The sequence below is a fragment of the Telluria antibiotica genome, from assembly GCF_011682055.1.
Lineage (GTDB): Bacteria > Pseudomonadota > Gammaproteobacteria > Burkholderiales > Burkholderiaceae_D > Telluria > Telluria antibiotica.
Genome location: NZ_JAAQOM010000017.1, coordinates 87178 through 109976, shown reverse-complemented (window position 1 = coordinate 109976; position 22799 = coordinate 87178). Strand labels below are relative to the sequence as shown.

The window sequence follows — 22799 nt, the reverse complement described above, 5'->3', positions numbered from 1 at the left end:
AGTTGTTTTGCCCGCACATCGTATTCCGCCTCCCAAAACAATAACGTCTCGCGCGGCCCGCTTCGCTTATTTGCCGCCCGACAAGATAGAATGCGCAGCATTCGAATGATTGAAGATCAAGCATGGCCACCAAGAAACCCGCACCCGATTACAGCGAATCATCCATCCGCGTCCTGAAAGGACTGGAGCCCGTCAAGCAGCGTCCGGGCATGTACACCCGCACCGAGAATCCGCTGCACATCATCCAGGAAGTGATCGACAACGCCTCGGACGAGGCGCTGGGCGGCTACTGCAAGAACATCGACGTGACGATGAACGCGGACGGCTCCATCACCGTCGAGGACGACGGCCGCGGCATTCCCGTCGGCCTGCATCCGGAAGAAGGCGTGTCCACGGTCGAGATCGTGTTCACGCGCCTGCACGCGGGCGGCAAGTTCGACAAGGGTTCCGGCGGCGCGTACGCGTTCTCGGGCGGCCTGCACGGCGTGGGCGTGTCCGTCACGAACGCGCTGTCCAAGCGTCTCGAGATCACCGTGTGGCGCAAGGACGACGACGGCAACGGCATGCACAAGCTCGTGTTCGCCGACGGCGACGTGATCGAGCCGCTGACGTCGGAACCATTCGAGCGCGGCGGCAAGAAGAACGGCACGCGCGTCACCGCCTGGCCGGACGGTAAATACTTCGATTCGCCGAACATCCCGATGAGCGAGCTGCAGCGCCTGCTGCGCTCGAAGGCCGTGCTGCTGCCTGGTGTCACCGTCACCTTGACCAATGCGAAGACGGGCGACAAGCAGACCTGGCGCTACGACGAAGGCCTGCGCGGCTATCTGACGGAAGCGCTGGCGCAGACGGCCGGCGGCGGCCAGACGCTGATCCCGCTGTTCGAAGGCGCGCAATACGCGGCCGCGGGCGACGAAGGTTTCGCGGAAGGCGAAGGCGCGGCGTGGGTCGTCGCGTGGACGGAAGAAGGCGCCGTCGTGCGCGAATCGTACGTCAACCTGATCCCCACGCCGAGCGGCGGCACGCACGAATCCGGCCTGCGCGACGGCCTGTTCGGCGCCGTGAAGGGCTTCGTCGAGATGCATTCGCTGCTGCCGAAGGGCGTCAAGCTGCTGCCGGAAGACGTGTTCGCGCGCGTCTCGTTCGTGCTGTCCGCGAAGGTGCTCGACCCGCAATTCCAGGGCCAGACGAAGGAACGCCTGAACTCGCGCGACGCCGTGAAACTCGTGTCGACGTTCACCAAGCCGCCGCTCGAACTGTGGCTGAACCAGCACGTCGAATACGGCCGCAAGCTGGCGGAACTCGTCATCAAGCAGGCGCAGTCGCGCCTGCGCTCGCTGCAAAAAGTCGAAAAGAAGAAGTCGTCGGGCGTGGCCGTCCTGCCGGGCAAGCTGACCGACTGCGAATCGACGGACATCACGCGCAACGAACTGTTCCTCGTCGAGGGCGACTCGGCGGGCGGCTCCGCGAAGATGGGCCGCGACAAGGAATTCCAGGCCATCCTGCCGCTGCGCGGCAAGGTCCTCAACACGTGGGAAACGGACCGCGACCGCCTGTTCGCCAACAACGAGATCCACGATATTGCGGTGGCGATCGGCGTCGACCCGCACGGCCCGGACGACAATCCGGACCTGTCGAGCCTGCGCTACGGGAAGATCTGCATCCTCTCCGATGCGGACGTGGACGGCTCGCACATCCAGGTCCTGCTGCTCACGCTCTTCTTCAAGCACTTCCCCGCCCTCTTCAGGAACGGCCACGTGTGCGTCGCGCGCCCGCCGCTGTACCGCGTCGACGTGCCGGCGCGCGGCAAGAAGCCGATCCAGAAGCTGTACGCGCTGGACGACGGCGAACTGCTCGCCATCGAGGACAAGCTGAAGAAAGAAGGCCTCAAGGAAGGCGTGTGGAGCATTTCCCGCTTCAAGGGCCTGGGCGAGATGAACGCCGAGCAGCTGTGGGAAACGACGATGAACCCGGACACGCGCCGCCTGCTGCCGGTGGCGCTCGGCGACTACGGCCTGGCCGAATCGTCGGCGCGCTTCAACATGCTGATGGGTAAAGGCGAAGCCGCCGCTCGTCGGGCGTGGCTGGAAGAGCACGGGAACGAGACGGAAGCGGATATCTGATACGCACGTAGCGCGTGGGCACAGGGCGCCCACCCTACAATCGCATGCAACGTAGGGTGGGCTCCCCGAGCCCACGCGTGCAGCCTCGATAGAATCGAACATTAAAGATCATGACGCAAGCAAGCCTCTTCGAACAAACCACTCCACCCGGCGGCGGCGGCGATGACGCCGAGACGCTGACCCTCTCGACCTTCGCCGAGCGCGCCTACCTGGACTACGCCGTCTCGGTCGTGAAAGGCCGCGCGCTGCCGGACGTCTCGGACGGCCAGAAGCCCGTCCAGCGCCGCATCCTGTACTCGATGAACGAACTGGGCCTCGGCCCGACGGCGAAGCCGCGCAAGTCCGCGACCGTCGTCGGCGACGTGCTCGGCAAGCTCCACCCGCACGGCGACCAGTCCGTGTACGACGCCCTCGTGCGCATGGCGCAGGACTTTTCGCTGCGCTACCCGCTGATCGACGGCCAGGGCAACTTCGGCTCGCGCGACGGCGACGGCGCCGCGGCGATGCGTTACACGGAAGCGCGCCTCACGCCCGTCTCGCGCCTGCTGCTCGACGAAATCGACATGGGCACCGTCGACTTCCAGCCGAACTACGACGGTTCGAGCGAAGAGCCGCGCACCCTGCCCGCGCGCCTGCCGATGCTGCTGCTGAACGGCGCGTCCGGCATCGCGGTCGGCATGGCCACCGAGATCCCGTCGCACAACCTGCGCGAAGTGGCAGCGGCCGCCGTCGCGATGATCCGCAATCCGAAGATCACGCACGCCGAGCTGATGACCTTCATGCCCGGCCCGGACTACCCGGGCGGCGCCCAGATCATCACCCCGGCGTCCGCCATCGCCGACATGTACGCGGCTGGCCGCGGTTCGATGAAGGTGCGCGCACGCTGGAAGATCGAGGAACTGGCGCGCGGCCAGTGGCAGGCCGTCGTCACCGAGCTGCCGCCCGGCGTGTCGTCGCAGCGCGTGCTGGAAGAAATCGAGGAACTGACGAACCCGAAGATCAAGGTCGGCAAGAAGACCCTGCTGCCCGAGCAGCTCACGTTGAAGCAGACGATCCTGGGCGCGCTGGACGCCGTGCGCGACGAATCCGGCCGCGAAGCGCCGGTGCGCCTCGTGTTCGAGCCGAAGTCGAAGAACCAGGACCAGACGGAATTCATGCTGATGCTGCTGGCGCACACGTCGCTGGAAACGTCGAGCCCCATCAACCTCGTGATGATCGGCGGCGACGGCCGCCCGCGCCAGAAGGGCCTGTCCGAGATCCTGCAGGAGTGGATCGACTACCGCTTCGTCACCGTGCGCCGCCGCACGGAATTCAGGCTGGGCAAGGTCAACGACCGCATCCACATCCTGGAAGGCCGCGAGACCGTCCTGCTGAACATCGATGAAGTCATCCACATCATCCGCAACTCGGACGAGCCGAAGGCCGCCCTGATCGAGCGTTTCCGCCTGTCAGACCGCCAGGCCGAGGACATCCTCGAGATCCGCCTGCGCCAGCTGGCGCGCCTGGAAGCGATCAAGATCCAGCAGGAGCTGGCCGAGCTGCGGGGCGAGAAGGAAAAGCTGGAAGACATCCTCGACAACCCGTCGTCGATGAAGCGCCTGATCATCCGCGAGATCGAAGCGGACTCGAAACAGTACGGCGACGACCGCCGCACCCTGATCGAGGAAGCGCAGAAGGCCGTGGCCGAGCAGAAGATCATCGACGAGCCGGTGACCGTCATCGTCTCCGAAAAAGGCTGGGTGCGCGCGCGCACGGGCGTCGGCCACGATCCGTCCCAGTTCACGTTCAAGGCGGGCGATTCGCTGTACGGCGCGTTCGAGTGCCGCACCGTCGACACGCTGCTGTGCGTCGGCGACAACGGCAAAGTCTATTCCGTGCCCGTGGCCGCCCTGCCCGGCGCGCGCGGCGACGGCGTGCCCATCACGACGCTCGTCGACATGTCGGGCGGTGGACGTATCCTGTACTACTTCGCGGGCAATGGCGACGCGCGCCTGCTGCTCGCCACGTCGACGGGCTTCGGCTTCATCACGAAGGCCGGCGACATGATCACGCGCCTGAAAGGCGGTAAATCGTTCATCACCCTGGACGACGGCGCCGTGCCGCTGCCGCCGCGCGTCGTCTCGGACAGTGCGGGCGCCATCGCCTGCCTGTCAGAAAAGGGCCGCGTGCTGGTGTTCGGCATCGACGAGATGAAGGTGCTGCAGAACGGTGGCCGCGGCGTGATCCTGATGGGTTTGGAGCCGAAGGAAAAGCTGCTGGCCGTGCAGCCGATCAACCAGAAGGGCCTGAACGTGGTCGGCACGTGGGCGGGCGACAAGCCTCGCACCGTGGAGCTGTTCGCATCCGGCCTGGAGCCGCACTTCGGCAAGCGCGCCAACAAGGGCAAGCCGTTGTCGGCCAAGCTCAAGGCCAAGGACCTGGCGATGCGCACCACGGGCGACGGCGCCTGAGCGCCTTCGTCGTGACCTGAATGACCTGAACAAATGCGCCCGCGGGCGCATTTGTCGTTTCAGCGGGCCGCGTGGCGCAGGCGCGCTTCGAGGGTCGCCGCGTCGAAGCCGCTGCCGCTGCGCGAACCGTCGGCGAAATAGATCGTCGGCGTGCCCTGCACGTGCAGCTTGCGGCCCAGCGCCAGCACCTGCTCGTTCGGCGTGGGGCAAGCGGCCGGCGCGCCCGGCGCCGGCTTCGCTTCCGTCATCCACTGCTGCCACGCGAGCGAGCGGTCGGGCGCGCACCAGATGTTCTTCGACTTGGCGGCCGAATCGTCCGACAGGATATTCAGCAGGAACGTGTAGACGGTCACGTTGTCGATCTGGCCCAAGGTCTGGTGCAGCTTGCGGCAGTAGGGGCAGTTCGGATCCTCGAACACGGCCATCACGCGCTGGCCGTTGCCCTTGACGGTCCTGATCGCCATGTCCAGCGGCAGGTCGGCAAAGCGGATCGCGGCCAGCTCGTCCGCGCGCGCGCGCGTGAGGTCCTGCAAGGTCGTCAGGTCGACGATCTTCCCGACGAACATGTAGCGCGCACCGGCATCCGTGTAAAAGATGTCGGCACCAGAACGCACTTCGTACAAGCCGCCGTAGCCGGTCTTGGTCACGGCGTCGACCTTCACGTTGCTGCCCATGCGCGGTTCCACCAGCTTGTGCACGCGCGCCTCGTCCGGCGTTTCCGCCTGCGCCCACGTGGTTGCGACCAACGCGGCGGCCAGCGCCAACATATGCTTCATTGTCTCTCCCCAGAATGTCCAGCGAGCAGGCGGCGCGCACAGGCCTGCGCGCGCTCGTTACGGCCCTGCTCCAGCACGGCGCCGTGCCTGCGGCGCGCGCGCAACTCGTTCGAATCCACGTCCTCGCTGTCCACTGCCGCGCGCATCTTGCGCCAGTCTTCCAGCGCGATCCGGCAATCGGCATCGTCGGCGCCGAACCACGCCTGCGCCACGGCCGCGCCCAGCATGCGGGCCCGCAGTTGCTCGCGGTCCTGCTGCCAGGCCAGCAAGTCCGTCAGCTGCTGCTCGCTCAGGCCGGACGGGTCGGGACGCGTCGTGCGCACGCGCGCGCGCATCGCGTCGTCGGCCTGCAGGTAGCGCACGTATGCGTCGACGAGGTCGGCAGCCTGTTTGCGCGCGGGCGGTGCGAGTCGCTGGTCCAGGTAGGCGTGCAAGGTCGCGGCGCCGCCGGGCTTCGCCAGGTAGCCGTCGAACAGCGTGTGCAAGGCCGGATCGATGCGCAGATTACCCGCGGCATCCGTCAGCGGAGGGCCGTCCAGCGAGGCCACCGCCGGCGTGGCAACGACGCCAGGGCCAACCGGGCCGTCCCAACCGGCCCGCGGTGCGGTGGGCGCCGCGGCGGGGGCGGTGCCCTCGCCGCGCAGCCACGCGACCGACCCGGCGCCGACCGCCACCGCGACGACGCACGCCAGGCCGATCGCCGCCTTGCTGTCGAACAGCGATGCCATGCCGTTCAAGGCTTCTTGCGCACCGACTGTGCGCTGGGCATGACGGCGCCCGGCACGATGGGGGCGTTCTCGTCCACGGGCGCGGCGTAGCGCACGGCCGCCTTCCACTCGGTGCCGACGCGCTTCCATGCGTCGACGACGAAGTACGACGGGCCATCGGCGAGCGTCCACTTGAAGCTCACCAGCATCAGGTCGCCGTACTCGTGCACCGCCATCTGGCCGATCGACGATTGCGTGGCCGGCGCGCGGCCCCACTGGTCCAGCGCATCTGCGAGCGCGGTCGGCACGCCGGGGACGGGGCTCGCGCGGATCTCGAAATCGTCCGTGACGTAGCGCCGGATCGCCTGCGCGTCATGGCGCCGGATGGCGTCCTGCCACTCGTTTTCCAGCTTGGTGAAGATGAGGATGTTGCGGGTCGGCGTCACGACGGCACCACGGCCGCTCGGCGTCGCCTGCTCCGCCGCAAGCGCGCCGCCGAACGCGGCGAGCATGCCCAGCGCAATCAGGAATCGTTTCATATGCTCGAGATAAAAAAAGAGGAAAAGCGGCGACCGCGGACACGGCCGCCGCACACTCAACTCAAGGTACGGTCAAGACCCAGGCTCAGGGGTAATGCTGCACGCAACGCTGGGTGCTGGCAATCAGCCAGTTCTGCTGGATGAGGTATTTCATCGTGCCGAACGTCTGGTTGTACTGGGCACCGTTCGATGCGGTCGACGTCGTGCCAAAGTTCCAGGCGCACTTGTCGGCGTTCTCCGAACCGTCGAGGTTCGAATACCAGGCATTCAGGTCCGGATCGGTGGCCGCTTCTTCCACTTCGTGCGCCAGCACGCTCGCCGCGCCGTCGGCACCCGGCGTATTGTTCGGGCTCGGGCTGGTGGCGCCGCACGCCGACGCGCACTGGGTTTCCGCGTTGCCGACGAAGGCGTACTTGATGTCCTTGCCGCTGATCGTCGTGTGGTCGTGCCAGCCGCAATACTGCGTGCAGAAGCCGGACGTCGCCGTGGTCGAATGGTCGGTCAGGACGACGTACACGCCGTTTGCATCGGCCGGCAGCTTGCCGGACGTGATCGCGTCGGACACGATCGAGGCGATGTTCGCGTCGCTCAGCTGCGTGCCGTACGTGCCGCTGTTGGCCGTGGTGCCGGCCAGCGTGAGGCTGTTCTGCACATGGGTGCCGGCGGCATCGTAATACGTGGAGTTGATGTTGAAGTAAGGGGAGCCGCCGAGGTGCTGGCCGATATTGGTCAGCACGTTCTGCGACGCAGCATCCCATTGCGAGCCGTACCAGATGTAGTACAGGTTCTTGGGCGCGGTCATCACCGGGCCACCGTGAAAGGACAAGTTACTGGAACTGCTGCCACGCGAAGCACCACCTGCCTTACCGTTCGACGCCGCGGTAGCGACGTTGTCGAGTTCGCCCCAGCCCTTGCCAGTAGGCTTGAACTGGGAATTCGGCGTTTCTTTCACGGTCTGGGCATGCGCTGCGAATGCGCATGCCAGGCTGACGGTCAACAGGCTGAGTTTGCGGCTTAATTTCATTATTTTTCCTTCATAAAGGTTTTTTTAGAAACGTGCCCGTATCGGGCTATCCAGCGACCGCCCGCCAGGCTTGTGGCCTGCACCGGCGACCTATCCCAGCGACGGACGTGACGCGTCCTGGCGCTCGAATGCCTTGCAAACTCCGCTCTGCGTTGCCGCGGCGGAATCAGTCGATTCTGTGAAGTGGTGGATCAGCGCGGGCGCAATCGCTCGTGTGCGCGCACAGCGTGGAGGGCAAACCGATGCGGATAGACTGGCGAACTGTGCATCGTCCAAACCTCCGGTAGAATTTGTAATGAAATGTAAGAAAGTGTTGAGCGATCGAGTGTACGCAGACACAGATGGGCTTACAAGGCGCGCAACATTACCGTTCTTTAATGTTCTAAAAAACAACAAAATGCGAAAAAACTGATATAAATCAAATGCTAAGTTGATCTATATGCATACGCCAAATGAAAAACGGACCCGCAGGTCCGTTTTTCATTTGGCGAACGGGTCGACCCGTCCACCGAGGATGTCGGGATTACTTGGCGGCATCCTTTTTCGCTTCAGCAGCGGCTTCGGCGCGCTTCTCGCCGGCCTTGGCGTGAGCCTTGGCCTTGTCGGCATTGGCGTCCACGATCTTCTTCTGCGCCTTTTCATCGGCCTTGATCATGGTCTTCTGGGCGTCGTAATCGGCCTTGGCGGTCTTTTCCTCGGCCTTGGCTTCAGCCTTGGCCTTGTCTTCCGGGTCAGCCTTGGCGACCTTTTCGTTCGCTTTCGCGATCTTCTTCTCGGCCTTTGCCTGAGCCTTGGCCTTCTTCTCGTTGGCCTTGCTGGTGGCCTTGCTGATCTTCTCGTCCTGCTTCGAGACCTCCTTGGCTTCCTTCTCGTCCGCCTTGTTGATCTTCTTGTCGGCCTTAGCGTCGCCGGTCGACGTCATGCCGGCCGCGCCGCTCTGGCCCATCGCCGTGCTCGTGGCCGGTGCGGTGGTCGTGACCGGGGTGGCCGGTGCCGTCGTGGTGCTCTGGGCGGCGGTCTGGGCATAGACCGAGGTGGCGAACAGGCCGGCGATCAGGGTGGCGAGCAGTTTATTCATCATGATTCTCCTGAAGTGACTATGGTGAGGAGGCGCGCGGAGACGCCGTGTGTTTTTGTTAACTCGAGCCTCCAGAATAGGCCTCGTGCTCGTTCGTCTCTGTTCGCCAGCGCACGCAGTACATACCCGCCATCATCCAAATTGTGACCAGATTTTTCCGGCCTCACGAACCGGTGCGTGCCGCAGCCTTCTCCGCGCCCTTGCGCCGCGATTCCGCATGCTTCTTCTTGCTTGCCTTCACCGCAGCCTCCGTCTTGAGGCGGCTGCCGGGCGGCTCCTTCACAGCGCGCGCGTTGGCATGCATGATGTCGCTCTCGGCCTTCGTGCCGGCTTCGCCGCGCCCGCCCGTGGCCGCCGCGTTCGTGTCCTTGCTGTTCGGCGCCGTCGTATTGGTGGCCTGGGCGTTCACGTCGTCCGCCTTGCCGCGCGCCGGATTGATCACGGCCGTGCTCTTGCCGACGACCTTGCCCGACGCATCGACGCCGGCCGCCTGCCGGCCCGTGTCGCCATGCTTCGAGCGCGTGTTTGCGCTGCCGTCCGTGCGCAGGCCGGTGCCGGATACGCCGGCGGCCGTCGTGTTATGGCCGGACACGGCCTGGCCGATCGGTGGCGTGTTTGCGCTGGTCTGGGCCCAGGCCGACGACGCCAGCAGGGCACACGCGAGCGTGGAAATGAATGTGTTCATGATGATCTCGTTTCATAGGTTATGACAGGTCGAAACGAGGATAGGAGCGCCGCCCGGGCGGCTCTGTTCGGGAGCGCACCCAGGGCAGCGTTGCGCAGGCGCTATTTCTTGGCCGGATGGCCCGCGTACAGGTCGATGATGTCGCTGATGCCGTCCTGGCAGACGGGACAGAACCGCTCGCTGCGGTCGAACATGATGCACTGCATGGCCGGTCGGTAATAGCCCGTCGCCTCGTAGTTCGCGCCCTCGAACGCACCGATCGCCTTGCGGTACGGCGCCTGCGCGAACAAGGCCTTCGTGTGCGCCAGGTCCTCGCGGAACAGCGCGCTCATCTCGGACTCCGGCCGGTTCGCCGCGCGCAGCGCCGCACGTTTCTTCTGGTACTCGCGCGAATAGGCTTCGTACTCGGCCTTGGGCCACGGCGTCGGCAGCGGCGTGCCGGCTTTCACGTATTTCTGCCATTTCACGTGCGCCGGGTCGCGCAGCGCCGTCACGTTCGGCTCCCACGGTTCCATGCGCGCGCCGCTGGATTGGTAGGCGACGGGCGACGTGTAGTACTCGTCGGCCAGCCCCGCGAAGTGATGGCCGAACTCGTGCACGAACAGGTAGTTCGCCCAGTCGTTGCCGGCTGCGGCCGTGCTGAACTGGCCGAAGATCCCGCCACCGCCATACGTGTCGTTGTTGACGAGGATCTCGATGAATTCGTACGGCGCGTACTGGGCGATGTCGCGCAGCGCACGGTTGTCGAGGGTCAGCACATAGCGCTCGCTGCCGAAGATGTCGTAGCGCGTCCCGAGCGCGGACGCGTGGTGCACGCCCGTCGACGGCCGCGACACGCCCGATTCCTGCGTCGGCACGGCCAGCGCCCACACGTTGAAATCGTTCGCGCGCTCCTTGAACGGCGACACCTCGAACAAATGCTGCGCGAGGCGGCGCACGTCGGCTTCGAATTTCGGCATCTCGGCCCGCGTGTAGCCGTCGCCCAGCACGAGCAGGTCGACCTTGCGCGGCGACGGTCCGCTGACCTTGATCGGGATCGGCTGCGCCGGCGCCGGTCCTTGCGCGCGCACGACGTCCTGCGCGTCCGTGTCGACGTCGACGCTCCACGCGACGGAGAACTGGTTGCGCTCGTCGCGCTTCAGGATGCGCACGCGCACGGGCCGGTCCGGTTTCGGGAAGCGCACGGACTCGTGGAAGCCGCGGCTGAGTTTATTCGCCTCCTCCGTCGTCTTCCACTCGCCGAACACGGTGGAAAAGTCGCGCGAATACAGCAGGTCGCCCGTCTTCGCATCGGCCACCTCGACGCGGTTGTTGCCGCGGTTCGTGTCGTCGAACGGCCGCGCCATGTCGCCCGGCCACGGCAGCGGTTCGATCAGCACGCGCTCGATGGCGTACTGTTCGGACAGCGCATTGCCGCTGTGGATGTAGTCGAGGCGGACGGTGGCGGGGTGGATCGCCTGGGCCATCGCCAGCATGGGGAGGGACCAGGCGGCCAGCAGGCGCAGCATCGATCGGATCATGGTCGCTCCGTCGTCAGTGTGCGTCGGCCAGGACGTCGCCGGCCTTCGGCAGGTTCTTCATCAAACCCTGCAGGTTGCCGTCGACGCTGCCATAGGCGCTGCGCAGCTGGGACAGGGTCTTGAGCATCTGGTGCGGCGTCGCGGTGCCCGTGTCCAGGTCACTCAACGTGTCCATCATGCGCGGGCCATCGACGAAAGTCGCGCCGCCGGACGTCACCAGTGTCTGCACGTCGCGCATGTCGGCATAGGCCGTCACGTAGCGTTGCAGTTGCGCATCCGGCATCCACGTCACGGCCTGGTTGGCGACGGCGGCGTCCCATGCTTCGTGACGCAACGTGGGCACCTTGATGCCGAGGGTGAGACCGGCCTTCCAGTCGGTCTTGAAGTGCGCCATCAGCTCGGCGTCGGGCACCTTGTCGCGGATGCCCTGCAGCAGCTCGGCGCGCACGCGCTGGATCTCTTGCAGATCGCGCTCGTTACGCTCGAGCACGTCGTTGACGTCCTTCGCGTTGAGACGCAGTTCGGCCTCGATCCGCTCGGCCGCTTCGTGTGCAAGCTGCCTGTGGTGGACGGCTTGCACGGCGTGTTCGAGCGCCAGGGCGGTGAGGATACTGATGACGATCATCACGTACTCGCCGCCGAACTCCTTCAGCTTCTTCGACTTCGGAACTTCGAAATGCATGCTTGCACCTGCGCCAGATATAAAACGTGCAATCTAGCGCAGGTTTGGTTTTCTGACAATCAATCGAGGCCGCCGTCCGGCACCGGCAGGACCAGCCATGTCACCTGCCCCGCGCCGATGCGCTCCCCCTCGCAGCGCAACCGTGCGAGCAGGTGCGATGCAATCCCGTCGCGCCGGTACGCCGTGTCCACGAACAATTCCTTCAGGATCACGGTCGGGCGCAGGTCGTACGTGAACGGCTGCACGAGCCAGACCGCGTAGCCGGCAAGGGCGCCATCGTCGCCTTGCGCGACGAGCATACCGCACTGCGCGTCGCGCCCGAACGCACGGGCGCGCAGATCGCCAGCCGTGGCGCGGAACTGCGTCAGATAGCCTTCGAATGCGGCGAGCGCGCGCATCATGCCGATGAGCGCATCGGCGTCGTCCGGCCGTGCCGCGCGGACCGTGCAGCGCTCAATCGCCACTGCCGCGCGCCAGCTCGAAGCCTTCGTCGATCCAGCCCGTGATGCCGCCGATCATCAGCTTGACGGGCCGCCCCAGCTTGGCGAGCCGATACGCGGCGCGGTGCGCGCCGTTGCAATGGGGGCCGGCGCAATAGACGACGAACAAGGTGTCCAGTGGATAGTCGCGCAGTTTCGCCTCGACGATTTTTCCATGCGGCATGCTAATCGCCTGCGGCACGTGGCCGCGCGCATACAGGTCGGGGCTGCGCGCGTCGAACAGGACAAAATCCTGGCGGCCGCCGGCGATGGCGTCGTGGACGTCCCAGCAATCCGCCTCGAATTCAAAGGCAGTGCCGAAGTGGGCGATGGCGCGGTCGCTGGACGCGGCGGGGATGGCGGCTACGGATGACGTCATATGTTCTCCTTTCAGTGAGACGCCAGTGTCGCAGCGGCGGCGGCTCGCCGGCAGTGTCTTGCGCGACAGAAATTGGTAAGATCGCGCCATGTCCCATCATGTCGCCATCGTCGCCTACGACGGCCTGTGCACCTTCGAATTCGGCTGTGCCATCGAGCTGTTCGCCCTGGAACGCCCGGAGCTGGGCGTACGCTGGTACAGCCACGCCGTGTGCGCCGTCGAGCCCGGCCCCCTGCGTGCCATGGGCGGGCTCACGGTGCACGTGCCACAAGGGCTCGACGCGCTCGCGCACGCCGACACGATCGTGATCCCCGGCTGGCGCGACCGGACCGAAGCGCCGCCGGCCGCCCTAGTCGACGCGCTGCGCGCCGCGCACGCGCGCGGGGCACGCATCTGTTCGATCTGCTCGGGCGCGTACGTGCTCGCGTACGCCGGCCTGCTCGACGGCCGCCAGGCGACCACGCACTGGCGCTATCTGGACGACCTGCGCACGCGCTTTCCCCGCATCGGCATCGATCCGTCCGCGCTGTACGTCGAGGCGGATGGCATCGTCACGTCGGCCGGGTCTGCGGCCGGCCTCGACATGCTGCTGCACCTCGTGCGGTCCGACTTCGGCGCGGACGTCGCCAACAAGGTCGCGCAGCGCCTCGTGATTCCCGCGCACCGCGACGGCGACCAGGCGCAGCTCGTCGCGCGCCCCGTGCCCGATGCCGGCGTGGACACCATCGCCCGGCTGATGGACCAGGTGCGCGAGAACATTCGCGCCGGTCACACGGTCGCGTCGATGGCGGCCGACGCCCGCCTCGGCACGCGCACGTTCCAGCGCAAATTCAAGGAAAGGACGGGGCTCGCACCGCTCGCCTGGCTCGTGCGCGAGCGCGTCGCGCTGGCCGCGCAATTGCTGGAGTCGCGGCCCCAGCTGGCCATCGACGCGATCGCGGACCTGGCCGGGCTCGGCTCGGCCGAATCGCTGCGGCGGCATTTCCGCGCGCACGGCCTGGCGCCGCCGGGGCGGTATCGCCGCGAGCGCAGCGACCGGGTCATATCGGCCTGACGTGATTTTTGGAGAGATCGGTCTAGAATTTCGTCATTACAATATGTGGTTTGACGAATCGAACGGAGGATCCAATGTACGTGGTGCTTCTGAAATTTGCGGAAAACAAGAGCAAGGCCAGCGACTTCATGCACGATCACAACGCCTGGATCAAGCGCGGCCTCGACGATGGCGTATTCCTCGTCGTGGGCAGCCTGCAACCGAACCTGGGTGGCGCGATCGTGGCGCACGGCGAATCGCTGGCGGACCTGCAGGCGCGGGTCGATGCCGATCCGTTCGTGGCCCACGGCATCGTCCAGGCCGAAGTCCTCGAGATCAAGCCCGGCAAGGTCGATCCCCGGCTGGAGTTCCTGCTCGCATGAGCACGATGTTCGTTCCGGAAGACGGCCAGCCCCGCTGCCGCTGGTGCGGTGCCGCGCCAGAATTCCTTCACTATCACGACACGGAATGGGGCTTCCCCGTCGATGACGACCGGCGGCTGTTCGAAAAGATCTGCCTGGAAGGATTCCAGTCCGGGCTCAGCTGGCGCACCATCCTTGCCAAGCGCGAGAATTTCCGGGCCGCCTTCGATGGGTTCGACTTCAACCGGGTTGCCACGTACACCGACCGCGACGTCGCGCGGCTGTTGGCCGACGAGGGCATCGTCCGTCACCGCGGCAAGATCGAAGCCGTGATCAACAATGCCCGCATGGCCAGGGACCTCGTCGCGCGCGAGGGCTCGCTGGCCGCGTTTTTCTGGCGCTACGAGCCCGCCCCGGACCAACTCGCCACGCCGCAGACGGCGTCCACGTCCGCGGAAGCCACTGCCCTGTCGAAGGACCTGAAGAAACTGGGCTGGAAATTCGTCGGACCGACGACGGTGTACGCCTTCATGCAGGCGATGGGGCTGATCAACGACCATGCCGAGCAATGCGTCGTCCGGGACAGGGTTGCGCAGGCACGCAGGCGATTCGCGTCCCCGCGCGGCGCTATTTGTACTGGTACAGCGGACGCCGGATGAGGATGGGCCGGATGTCCATGCGCACGTTGTAGATGGAATAGGACTCCATCGACGACGACTGGTAGCCGACGCTGTCGTCCGTGCGCGTGAAGCGGAATTCGAAGCCGAGGTCGGGCTGGACGCCGTTCGGGCTGCCCAGCGTGATGCCGATGGCGTCCGGCTGGTCGCTGTCGATCAGCTTGCTCATCAGGTCGACGACGGTCGTGTTGCCGAGGATGTCGGCCGTGAACAGCGGCTCGCGGTAGTAAGGCCGTGACGGGTCGAGCTTGTTGTCGGCCTTGTCGTCGGACGGCGTGCACTCGTGCGTGACGATGTTGAAGTGGTCGCCATTGTCGAGGTAGCTGACTTGCACGTTCGTCACGTTGAACGCGCCTTCGTGCACGGTGGCATTCGACAGGTCGAGCACGAGCGCGCCCTTGTAGCCGATCACTTCGACGTCGCGGTTGGGCAGCACGACCATGGCCGTGTCCTCGTCGATGCCGAGACCCAGCTTGTAGCCTTTCTTGAGCATCGCGGGCAGCATGCGCGCGAAGCGGCCGCGCACGAGCAGGTGCTGGTCGACGAACACGTCGTCGCCGATGAAACCGAGCCCCTCCGTGATTTCTTCCCCTTCTTCCACGCCCAGCTTGAGCGTGGCGAGCACGGCCTTGGGCCGGCCGAACATCGTGCTGCTCATGATGGCGGCGCCGGCGCTGGAGCCTGCAATCATGCCGCCGCGCCGGTACATGTCCCACAACGCATCGAGCACGCGGGTATTGCTGCCGTCCTCGTGGCGCAGCGCGCGTGTGATGCGGCTCTGATCGCCGCCGGCGAAGAAGGCACCACCCGCGCCGCGCACGGCCTCGGCAAGGCCAGGGTCGTCGGCCGCCGCCTGGTAATCACTGCCGGACAGCTTCACCGCGACGGGCACGAAGAACGCCTTCGCGCCATAGCTGTTGAGACGTTCCACGAGGCTCTTGCCGGACCGTTCCGGCGTGCCGGAGGCGGACGCGAACACGGCGATGCGCGCGCCCTTGCCGCCCGCCAGCTGGACGATGCGCTCCCACACGGGCGCATTTGCGGGGCGCAAATTGCCGCCGATGATGACGAGAGTTCCCTTGGGCGGCGGCGCATCGGCAGCGGCGCACCAGGGCGCACCAGCCAGCAGCAACACGGACAGCAGAAGACGCAGCACGTACCGAAACATTGATTTCCTTCCCGACTTCAACATTGCACGGACAGACCGATCGTAAGACTGATTGTAGAGGACTGTCGCCGTGTTGAGTCGGCTCAGGAAAGATAGATGTTCGGGTAGTAGCGCTCCATCAGGCTATCGGGACGTTGCGCTGGCGCGAAGCCGAACCGGGCGAACAGGCTGTGCGCATCACCCGTGTTGAGCGTGAAACGCCGCAGCCGCTGCAGGCTCGGATGCTCGATCACGATGCGGATCAGCTGCTTGGCGTAGCCGCGTCCGCGGTACTCCGGCACGACGAACACGTCCTCCAGGTGGGCCACGGTGGCATAGTCGGTGACGACCCGCGCGAACGCGATCTGGCGGCCGTCGAGAAAGCCGCCGAAGCACAGCGAATTCTCGATCGAGCGCTCGACCACGGTGCGCGAGATGCCCACGGCCCAGGTCGATTGCTCGCTGAGGAAGCGGTAGATCATCGGGATATCGAGTCGCGTCCGGTCCGTGCTGACCTGGAAACTGGAATCGTTGGTGGTTGGAATCATGGACACGCTACACCGTCAATCTGGTAAAAAAACCAATTCTAGCCCCGTTCCGGGCTGCATGGACGATTCCATCAATCGTGCGGGCATCGCCGTTCACTGCCGGGGCAGGTAGCGTTCCGGCAGGCGCAGCGACGCATCCTCCGCGCGCCACAGCACGTTGATGATCCACCAGCGCTTGCCGTCGTTGACGAGCTGGATGCTGTTGATGCCGCGCTGGAACGGCTCCGCGTCGCCGGGCGCATGGCGCGACTCGTACGTGCTGAACACATGCACGATCTGGCCGAACGCCTCGGTGCTGCGCGCCGCCTCGCGCTCGAAGAAGCCCATCGTGGCGAACGCCTTCGCGTTGCGGCTGATGTAGTCGTCGACCGTCATCGTGCGCAACGCGTACACGCCTTCCGGCCGCGCGCCGACGGCCATCAGCCGGCCCTCGGGCGCGAACAGCGAGCGCATCCGGTCCCAGTCGCGCGGCTGGCCGGCCGGGCCAGAGATGACGTCGTACAGCGCGGCGACAATGCCGTCGATCGTGGCGACGTCGGCCGGGCGAGCGCCAACCACGGCGGCCGCGGCCGGCGCCGCCACTGCCGGCGCTGCCGCCGCCTGGGGCGCCGCCGGCTGGACCTGCCCTGGCTGCGCGTTCGCGGCGCCGCCAAGCGCCAGCGCGATCGCCGCGACCGCCCCCATCCAATACCCCTTTCGCATGTCGTCTCCTTGTTTTATTTGTGAACTGCCAAGAACAGACACATGATCGGGCATTTGCGCCGGAACGTGTATGGAAACGTGCGCGGCGCCGATCGGCGGGGTCGCGGCTGCACAGTTTATAATCAGGAATTCAAGAAAATCCCGTCACCCGCCCCCCATCATGACTGATCAATTTGCCAAAAAAGCGGAAGCCTGGTCGGCCCGCTTCTCCGAACCCGTCTCCGACCTCGTCAAGCGCTACACCGCATCCGTCTTCTTCGACAAGCGCCTCGCGCTGTTCGACATCGAGGGCTCGCTCGCCCATGCCGAGATGCTGGCCGCCCAGGGCATCATCAGCGCCCAGGACCGCGCCGAGATCGAACGCGGCATGGCCCACATCCGCGCCGAAATCGAAGCCGGCAATTTCGAGTGGCTGCTGGACCTTGAAGACGTGCACCTGAACATCGAAAAACGCCTGACGGAACTGGTCGGCGACGCGGGCAAGCGCCTGCACACGGGCCGTTCGCGCAACGACCAGGTGGCGACGGACATCCGCCTGTACATGCGCGCCGCCATCGACGACATCCTCGCCCTGCTGAACAGCCTGCGCGGCGCCCTGACCGACCTGGCGGAACACAACGCGGACACGATCATGCCGGGCTTCACGCACCTGCAGGTCGCGCAGCCGGTGACCTTCGGCCACCACCTGCTGGCCTATGTGGAAATGTTCGGCCGTGACGCCGAGCGCATGCAGGACACGCGCCGCCGCGTGAACCGCCTGCCGCTGGGTGCCGCCGCCCTGGCGGGCACCACCTTCCCCATCGACCGCCTGCGCGTCGCGAAGACCCTCGGGTTCGAGGACGTCTGCCACAACTCGCTCGACGCTGTATCTGATCGCGATTTCGCCATCGAGTTCACGGCAGCCGCATCGGTCTTGATGATGCACATCTCGCGCATGTCGGAAGAACTGGTGACGTGGATGAGCCCGCGCGTGGGCTTCATCGACATCGCCGACCGCTTCTGCACCGGCTCGTCGATCATGCCGCAGAAAAAGAATCCGGACGTGCCGGAACTGGCACGCGGCAAGACGGGCCGCGTCTACGGTCACCTGATGGGCCTCCTGACGCTGATGAAGGGCCAGCCGCTCGCGTACAACAAGGACAACCAGGAAGACAAGGAACCGCTGTTCGATACGGTCGACACCGTGCTCGACACCTTGCGCATCTTCACCGACATGGCATCCGGCATCACGGTCAAGGCCGAGAACATGCGCGCCGCCGCCCTGCAGGGCTATGCGACGGCGACCGACCTGGCCGACTACCTCGTCAAGAAGGGCTTGCCGTTCCGCGACGCCCACGAGGCCGTGGCGCATGCCGTGCGCGCGTGCGATGACGCCAAGTGCGACCTGTCGGAGATGTCGCTGGAGCGCCTGCGCGAGTTCTCGCCGCTGATCGAGCAGGACGTCTTCGCCGTGCTCACGCTGGAAGGTTCCGTCGCGGCGCGCGACCACGTGGGCGGCACGGCGCCGAACCAGGTGCGCGCGGCCATTGCGCGCGTGCGCGCTCAACTGGCCGAATAAGCGTTCGCGTGGGCACGTGGTGCCCACCCTACGTACAATCCGATCGGACATCAGTTCGATCGGAGAGCACCATGCAACGCTACGGCAACCAGAGCCGCGAATCCGGCGTCGTCGCCTACGACATCGATGCCGGCCAGATCATCGTCCAGTTCCTCAACGGCGAACGCTATCTCTACACGGAAGACAGCGCCGGCGCCGCCAACATCGCGACCATGCAGGAACTGGCACGCGCCGGGCATGGCCTGTCGAGCTTCATCAGCCAGCATGTCCACGACCGCTACGCGCGCAAGATCAGATCGCGCCGACTGTAACTCACAAGAAAGATCCATGACCGCAACGCCAGCCCTGCCCCAGCGCGACTTCGCCGCCTTCCTGTTCGACATGGACGGCACTATCCTTACTTCGATCAAGGCCGCCGAGCGGGTCTGGGGCGACTGGGCCGCCGGCCACGGGCTCGACGTGGCCGCTTTCCTGCCCACGATCCACGGCAAGCGGACGGAAGAAACGATCCGCGCGCTGGACTTGCCCGGCGTCGACCCGGTGGCGGAAGCGGCGCGCATCACGCTCGCCGAGATCGAGGACGTGGCCGGGATCGAAGCCATCGCAGGCGCCGCCGCCTTCATCGCGAGCCTGCCGGCCGAGCGCTGGGCCATCGTCACGTCGGCACCGCGTGCATTGGCGGAAGCGCGCATCGCCGCTGCCGGCCTGCCGCTGCCTGCGGTGCTCGTGGCCGCGGAGGACGTCAAACGGGGCAAGCCCGCACCCGATCCGTTCCTGCTGGGCGCGCGCAAGCTGGGCGTGAAGCCGGAAGACTGCCTCGTGTTCGAAGACACGCTCGCCGGCCTGCGCTCGGCGGCCGCAGCCGGCATGGCAAGCATCGTCGTGACGGTCACGCACACACATCCGCTCGACACGGACGTCGCTGCGGTACTCGACTACGCGGACCTGCGTGCCGTGACGACGACGGACGGCCTGCTGCGCGTGCAGCGGCGGCCGTGACGATCAGGGTTCGTGCGGATTGATGCCGGCCTGCTCCCCGTGGTCGGCACGGAACACGCGCGGGTCCAGCGTCTTTTCGTCCGTTTCGATGGACGCGGCAGCCGCCGGCATGGTCGACGTGCGCGTGTCGCGCTTCGGGTACGGCGTGCCGTCGCGGTGGGCATAGCTGTCGGTCTTGCCGTCGTACACGAGGTCGATGTCCGGATAGTGGGCTTTGTCGTCGGGGATGCGCGAGCCGACACACAGGAACAGCGCGTTGCCCCAGCCGCGATTGATGAGCTGGTGGCCGTTCGGCCGCCCGGCCGGGAAAGCCGCGCAGTCGCCCGCGCGCATCAACGTCTCCCCCTCGTCCGTGACGAGCGTCAATTCACCGGAGACGACCGTCACGAACTCGTCCTCGTGGGTATGCCAGTGGCGCTGCGACGAGGCGGCGCCGGGTTGCAGCTCGACGAGGTTGACGCCGAACTGCGTCAGCCCACCGGCATCGCCCAGCGCCTGTTTGCTGCGGCCATTGACGGCTTCGGCGAAGGGATCGGGATACCCGGTACCGGTCAGCACGGGAATACTGCTCAGGTCAAGCCGCTGCATGGATCACTCCTTTCACGGAACGTCGAAAAGCCTGGCGACGGCTTTTCGAGGTCCCTTTCAGTTTCACGGGCGGCCTTGGCCCTTCCTCAGCCGCGCTTTTGCACCAGCGTCAGGATATCGTAACTTGCGACGAGTTCGTCGTTCTGATTCGTCACCTGGACATCCCACGCGACCACGCCCTGCCCCCGCCCCTGGTCGTCGGTGCGGTTGCGGTCGACCTTGCGCTTGCACGTGAGGCGCGCGCGGATCGTGTCGCCGATCGCGACCGGCGCCACGAAACGCAGGTTGTCGAGGCCGTAGTTCGCCAGCACGGGGCCGGGCGCCGGCGACACGAACAAGCCCGCCGCCGCCGACAGCACGAAGTAGCCGTGCGCGATGCGCTTGCCGAACTGCGTGTCCTTCGCGGCGATCTCGTCGAAGTGCATGTAGAAATAATCGCCCGAGACGCCGCCGAAGTTGACGATGTCGGCCTCGCTGACGGTGCGGCGGTGCGTCAGCAGCGAGTGGCCGATCTCCAGGTCTTCGAAATAGCGCCGGAACGGGTGCACGTCCGATTCCTTGACGGCCGCGCCGCGCACGTACTCGCCCGTGACCGCGGCCAGCATCGTCGGCGAACCTTGCACCGCCGCCCGTTGCAGGAAGTGTTTGACCGCGCGGATACCGCCGAGTTCCTCACCACCGCCGGCACGGCCCGGACCACCATGCTTGAGCATCGGCAACGGCGAACCGTGGCCCGTCGAGTCCACCGCGGCGACGCGGTCGAGGATGTGCACGCGCCCATGCGACGCCGCCGCCACCGGAACCGCATGCGCCGCAATGGCCGGGTCTTTCGTGACCAGCGTCGTGACGAGGCTGCCCTTGCCGCGCGCGGCCAGCGCCAGCGCTTCGTCGATGTCGCGGTAAGTCATCATCGTGCTGACGGGGCCGAACGCCTCGATGTCGTGCACGGCGTCGTTGACCATCGCGTTGCGGCACAGCAGCAACGTGGGCGCGAAGAACGCGCCGGCCGCGACGCCGTCGCCCACGGGCTGGAAGCCGTCGCGGGCGCTGAACAGCACTTCGTTGCCGCGCGCGAGCATCTCCACGCGCTCGCTGACGTCGCGATGCTGGTCCAGCGACGCGAGCGCGCCCATGCGCACGCCTTCGACCTTCGGATTGCCGACGACGATCTTCGCGAGGCGCGCGCGCAGGCGCGCGCCCACGACGTCCGCGAGGTGCTCGGGCACGATCACGCGGCGGATCGCCGTGCATTTCTGGCCCGCCTTGCCCGTCATCTCGCGCGCCACTTCCTTGACGAACAGGTCCAGCTCTTCATCGTCCGGCGTGACGTCCGGCGCGAGGATGGCGGCGTTCAGCGAATCCGCCTCCGCCGTGAACGGCACGGATTCGCGGATCAGGTTCGTATTGCCGCGCAGCTTCGCGGCGGTGTCGGCGGAGCCCGTGAACGTCACCGCATCGAAGCCGTTCAGGCGGTCCAGCAGATCGCCCGTCGAACCGATGACGAGCTGCAGGCAGCCCTCCGGCAGCAGCCCCGACTCCATCATCATCTTGACGACCGCATGCGTGAGGTAGCTCGTCGCGGTGGCGGGCTTGGCGATGCAGGGCATCGCGGCAAGGAAGCTCGGCGCGAATTTTTCCAGCAGGCCCCAGATCGGAAAGTTGAAGGCGTTGATGTGCACGGCGACGCCGCCGCGCGGCACGAGGATGTGCGTGCCCGCGAAGCCGCCCCGCTTGCCAAGCGCCATCGCCGGGCCTTCGTGCAGCACGTTCGACGACGGCAGTTCGCGCCCGCCGATGCTGGCGTAGGCGTACAAGGTGCCGATGCCGCCTTCGACGTCGACCCAGCTGTCCGGCCGCGTGGCGCCCGTCAGGTGCGAGATCTCGTACAGCTCTTCCTTGCGCTCCATCAGGTAGGCGGCAAGCGCTTTCAGGCGCTGGGCGCGCTTCTGGAAATCCATCTGCATCAGCGCCTGCACGCCCGTCTTGCGGGCATACGCGACGGCTTCGCCGAAGTCGATCTTGTCCGCATGCGTGTGGTAGATCAGCTGGTTGTCCAGCGCGCTGTGCAGCGGCTGGTGCGCTTCGCTGCCGAGCCAGCGGCCGGCGATCAGGCTTTGCAGGGTGGTTGGGGTGTGCATCCTCGTCTCCTCATTGTTTTGGCTTGTGCGGCTCGTCGAACACGATGCGCGGCCGGCCGGGCTCGACTTCCGTCAACGCCTCGACTTCGCGCATCGTGCGCATCGACCGCACGTTCAGGTCGTGGTACTGCCGCGTGCCATAGCTCTTCCATGCGATCTCCTCGTCCGACACTGCGCGCACGATCTTCGCCGGGGCGCCCAGCACGAGGCTGCGCGGCGGGATCACCATGCCGGCCTTCACGAACGCCGCCGCGCCCACGATCGACTCCGCGCCGACGATGGCCTTGTCCATCACGACGGCATTCATCCCGACCATCGCATTGCGCCCCACGCGGCAGCCGTGCAGCACGGCGCCGTGGCCGATGTGGCCATCCACTTCGACGACCGTGTCGTCTTCCGGAAAGCCATGCATCACGCACGTGTCCTGCACGTTCGCGCCCTCTTCCAGGATCAGCCGCCCGAAGTCGCCGCGCAGCGACGCGAGCGGCCCGACGTAGCAGCGCGGCCCGACGATCACGTCGCCGATCAGCACCGCGGTCGGGTGCACGTACGCCGTCGGGTGCACGACGGGACGCAGCCCATCGATTTCGTAGACCTTGACCATG

Annotated in this window: 24 protein-coding genes; 8 read left to right on the top strand and 16 right to left on the bottom strand. The window is 66.2% G+C overall.

Going from position 1 to position 22799, the window contains the following annotated elements:
* The first annotated feature begins 122 nt into the window (after positions 1 to 122).
* Together HAV22_RS24730 and parC are read left to right on the top strand one after the other, a co-directional pair.
* Positions 123 to 2123 carry a DNA topoisomerase IV subunit B gene (locus HAV22_RS24730; RefSeq protein WP_166862826.1) on the top strand — a complete coding sequence of 667 codons (2001 nt, stop codon included), beginning with the start codon at positions 123 to 125 and terminating at the stop codon, positions 2121 to 2123.
* Positions 2124 to 2233: 110 nt separating this feature from the next.
* Positions 2234 to 4573 carry a DNA topoisomerase IV subunit A gene (parC, locus tag HAV22_RS24725; protein WP_166862824.1) on the top strand — a complete coding sequence of 780 codons (2340 nt, stop codon included), beginning with the start codon at positions 2234 to 2236 and terminating at the stop codon, positions 4571 to 4573.
* Between the two features lie 59 nt (positions 4574 to 4632).
* Here parC and HAV22_RS24720 read toward each other — a convergent pair whose 3' ends face one another.
* The 10 genes from HAV22_RS24720 to HAV22_RS24675 form a co-directional block, all read right to left on the bottom strand.
* Entirely contained in the window at positions 4633 to 5349 is a 717-nt protein-coding gene (locus HAV22_RS24720; RefSeq protein ID WP_166862822.1) for a DsbC family protein, read from the bottom strand.
* Complete coding sequence (locus HAV22_RS24715) at positions 5346 to 6077, bottom strand: hypothetical protein (protein WP_166862820.1); 732 nt, start codon at positions 6075 to 6077, stop codon at positions 5346 to 5348. The genes HAV22_RS24720 and HAV22_RS24715 overlap by 4 nt, the downstream gene beginning before the upstream one ends.
* Before the next feature lie 5 nt (positions 6078 to 6082).
* The gene (locus HAV22_RS24710) at positions 6083 to 6595 is read right to left on the bottom strand and encodes a nuclear transport factor 2 family protein (protein WP_166862817.1); all 513 of its coding nucleotides are present in this window, start codon (positions 6593 to 6595) and stop codon (positions 6083 to 6085) included.
* 85 nt (positions 6596 to 6680) lie between these two features.
* Complete coding sequence (locus tag HAV22_RS24705) at positions 6681 to 7619, bottom strand: hypothetical protein (RefSeq protein ID WP_166862815.1); 939 nt, start codon at positions 7617 to 7619, stop codon at positions 6681 to 6683.
* A gap of 523 nt (positions 7620 to 8142) precedes the next feature.
* The gene (locus HAV22_RS24700; protein ID WP_308789237.1) at positions 8143 to 8700 is read right to left on the bottom strand and encodes a hypothetical protein; all 558 of its coding nucleotides are present in this window, start codon (positions 8698 to 8700) and stop codon (positions 8143 to 8145) included.
* Positions 8701 to 8860: 160 nt separating this feature from the next.
* Entirely contained in the window at positions 8861 to 9382 is a 522-nt protein-coding gene (locus HAV22_RS24695) for a hypothetical protein (RefSeq protein WP_166862813.1), read from the bottom strand.
* Between the two features lie 101 nt (positions 9383 to 9483).
* Positions 9484 to 10902, bottom strand: a complete 1419-nt coding sequence (locus tag HAV22_RS24690; protein ID WP_166862811.1) for an IgA Peptidase M64 — start codon at positions 10900 to 10902, stop codon at positions 9484 to 9486.
* A 13-nt stretch (positions 10903 to 10915) separates the two neighbouring features.
* Positions 10916 to 11584, bottom strand: a complete 669-nt coding sequence (locus HAV22_RS24685) for a hypothetical protein (RefSeq protein ID WP_166862809.1) — start codon at positions 11582 to 11584, stop codon at positions 10916 to 10918.
* Positions 11585 to 11643: 59 nt separating this feature from the next.
* Positions 11644 to 12048 carry a GNAT family N-acetyltransferase gene (locus HAV22_RS31375; protein WP_166862807.1) on the bottom strand — a complete coding sequence of 135 codons (405 nt, stop codon included), beginning with the start codon at positions 12046 to 12048 and terminating at the stop codon, positions 11644 to 11646.
* Positions 12038 to 12442, bottom strand: a complete 405-nt coding sequence (locus HAV22_RS24675) for a rhodanese-like domain-containing protein (protein WP_166862806.1) — start codon at positions 12440 to 12442, stop codon at positions 12038 to 12040. The genes HAV22_RS31375 and HAV22_RS24675 overlap by 11 nt, the downstream gene beginning before the upstream one ends.
* 88 nt (positions 12443 to 12530) lie before the next feature.
* On the opposite strand from HAV22_RS24675, the gene ftrA reads away from it, so the two are divergent.
* The 3 genes from ftrA to HAV22_RS24660 all read left to right on the top strand — a co-directional run bounded on the left by ftrA (position 12531) and on the right by HAV22_RS24660 (position 14496).
* A complete protein-coding gene (gene ftrA, locus HAV22_RS24670; protein WP_166862804.1) occupies positions 12531 to 13496 on the top strand; it encodes a transcriptional regulator FtrA in 966 nt (321 codons plus the stop codon).
* Between the two features lie 74 nt (positions 13497 to 13570).
* Complete coding sequence (locus tag HAV22_RS24665; RefSeq protein ID WP_166862801.1) at positions 13571 to 13858, top strand: YciI family protein; 288 nt, start codon at positions 13571 to 13573, stop codon at positions 13856 to 13858.
* Positions 13855 to 14496, top strand: coding sequence for a DNA-3-methyladenine glycosylase I (locus HAV22_RS24660; RefSeq protein WP_166862799.1), 642 nt, complete (start codon positions 13855 to 13857; stop codon positions 14494 to 14496). Before HAV22_RS24665 ends, HAV22_RS24660 begins: the two co-directional genes overlap by 4 nt.
* On the opposite strand, the gene HAV22_RS24655 is transcribed toward HAV22_RS24660, so the two are convergent.
* The 3 genes from HAV22_RS24655 to HAV22_RS24645 form a co-directional block, all read right to left on the bottom strand.
* Complete coding sequence (locus HAV22_RS24655; RefSeq protein ID WP_166862797.1) at positions 14465 to 15682, bottom strand: cyanophycinase; 1218 nt, start codon at positions 15680 to 15682, stop codon at positions 14465 to 14467. The two genes, HAV22_RS24660 and HAV22_RS24655, sit on opposite strands and share 32 nt — an antisense overlap.
* An 83-nt stretch (positions 15683 to 15765) precedes the next feature.
* Positions 15766 to 16209 carry a GNAT family N-acetyltransferase gene (locus tag HAV22_RS24650; protein WP_166862794.1) on the bottom strand — a complete coding sequence of 148 codons (444 nt, stop codon included), beginning with the start codon at positions 16207 to 16209 and terminating at the stop codon, positions 15766 to 15768.
* 93 nt (positions 16210 to 16302) lie between these two features.
* On the bottom strand, positions 16303 to 16911 hold the full coding sequence (locus HAV22_RS24645) for a hypothetical protein (protein ID WP_229421403.1): 609 nt from the start codon (positions 16909 to 16911) through the stop codon (positions 16303 to 16305).
* A 160-nt stretch (positions 16912 to 17071) separates the two neighbouring features.
* Between HAV22_RS24645 and argH the strand changes: the two genes are divergently transcribed.
* The 3 genes from argH (at position 17072) to HAV22_RS24630 (ending at position 19468) form a co-directional block, all read left to right on the top strand.
* Positions 17072 to 18469, top strand: a complete 1398-nt coding sequence (argH, locus tag HAV22_RS24640; protein ID WP_166862792.1) for an argininosuccinate lyase — start codon at positions 17072 to 17074, stop codon at positions 18467 to 18469.
* Between the two features lie 71 nt (positions 18470 to 18540).
* A complete protein-coding gene (locus HAV22_RS24635) occupies positions 18541 to 18780 on the top strand; it encodes a hypothetical protein (RefSeq protein ID WP_166862790.1) in 240 nt (79 codons plus the stop codon).
* Between the two features lie 16 nt (positions 18781 to 18796).
* Entirely contained in the window at positions 18797 to 19468 is a 672-nt protein-coding gene (locus HAV22_RS24630; RefSeq protein ID WP_166862788.1) for an HAD-IA family hydrolase, read from the top strand.
* Between the two features lie 3 nt (positions 19469 to 19471).
* Here the strand turns inward: HAV22_RS24630 and HAV22_RS24625 are convergent, their stop codons facing one another.
* The 3 genes from HAV22_RS24625 to paaY all read right to left on the bottom strand — a co-directional run bounded on the left by HAV22_RS24625 (position 19472) and on the right by paaY (position 22798).
* Positions 19472 to 20056: a cupin domain-containing protein gene (locus tag HAV22_RS24625; RefSeq protein ID WP_166862786.1), complete on the bottom strand. Its 585-nt coding sequence runs from the start codon at positions 20054 to 20056 to the stop codon at positions 19472 to 19474.
* A gap of 86 nt (positions 20057 to 20142) precedes the next feature.
* Positions 20143 to 22194, bottom strand: coding sequence for a phenylacetic acid degradation bifunctional protein PaaZ (gene paaZ / locus HAV22_RS24620; protein ID WP_166862784.1), 2052 nt, complete (start codon positions 22192 to 22194; stop codon positions 20143 to 20145).
* A 10-nt stretch (positions 22195 to 22204) separates the two neighbouring features.
* On the bottom strand, positions 22205 to 22798 hold the full coding sequence (paaY, locus tag HAV22_RS24615; RefSeq protein WP_166862782.1) for a phenylacetic acid degradation protein PaaY: 594 nt from the start codon (positions 22796 to 22798) through the stop codon (positions 22205 to 22207).
* Position 22799 lies beyond the last annotated feature (1 nt).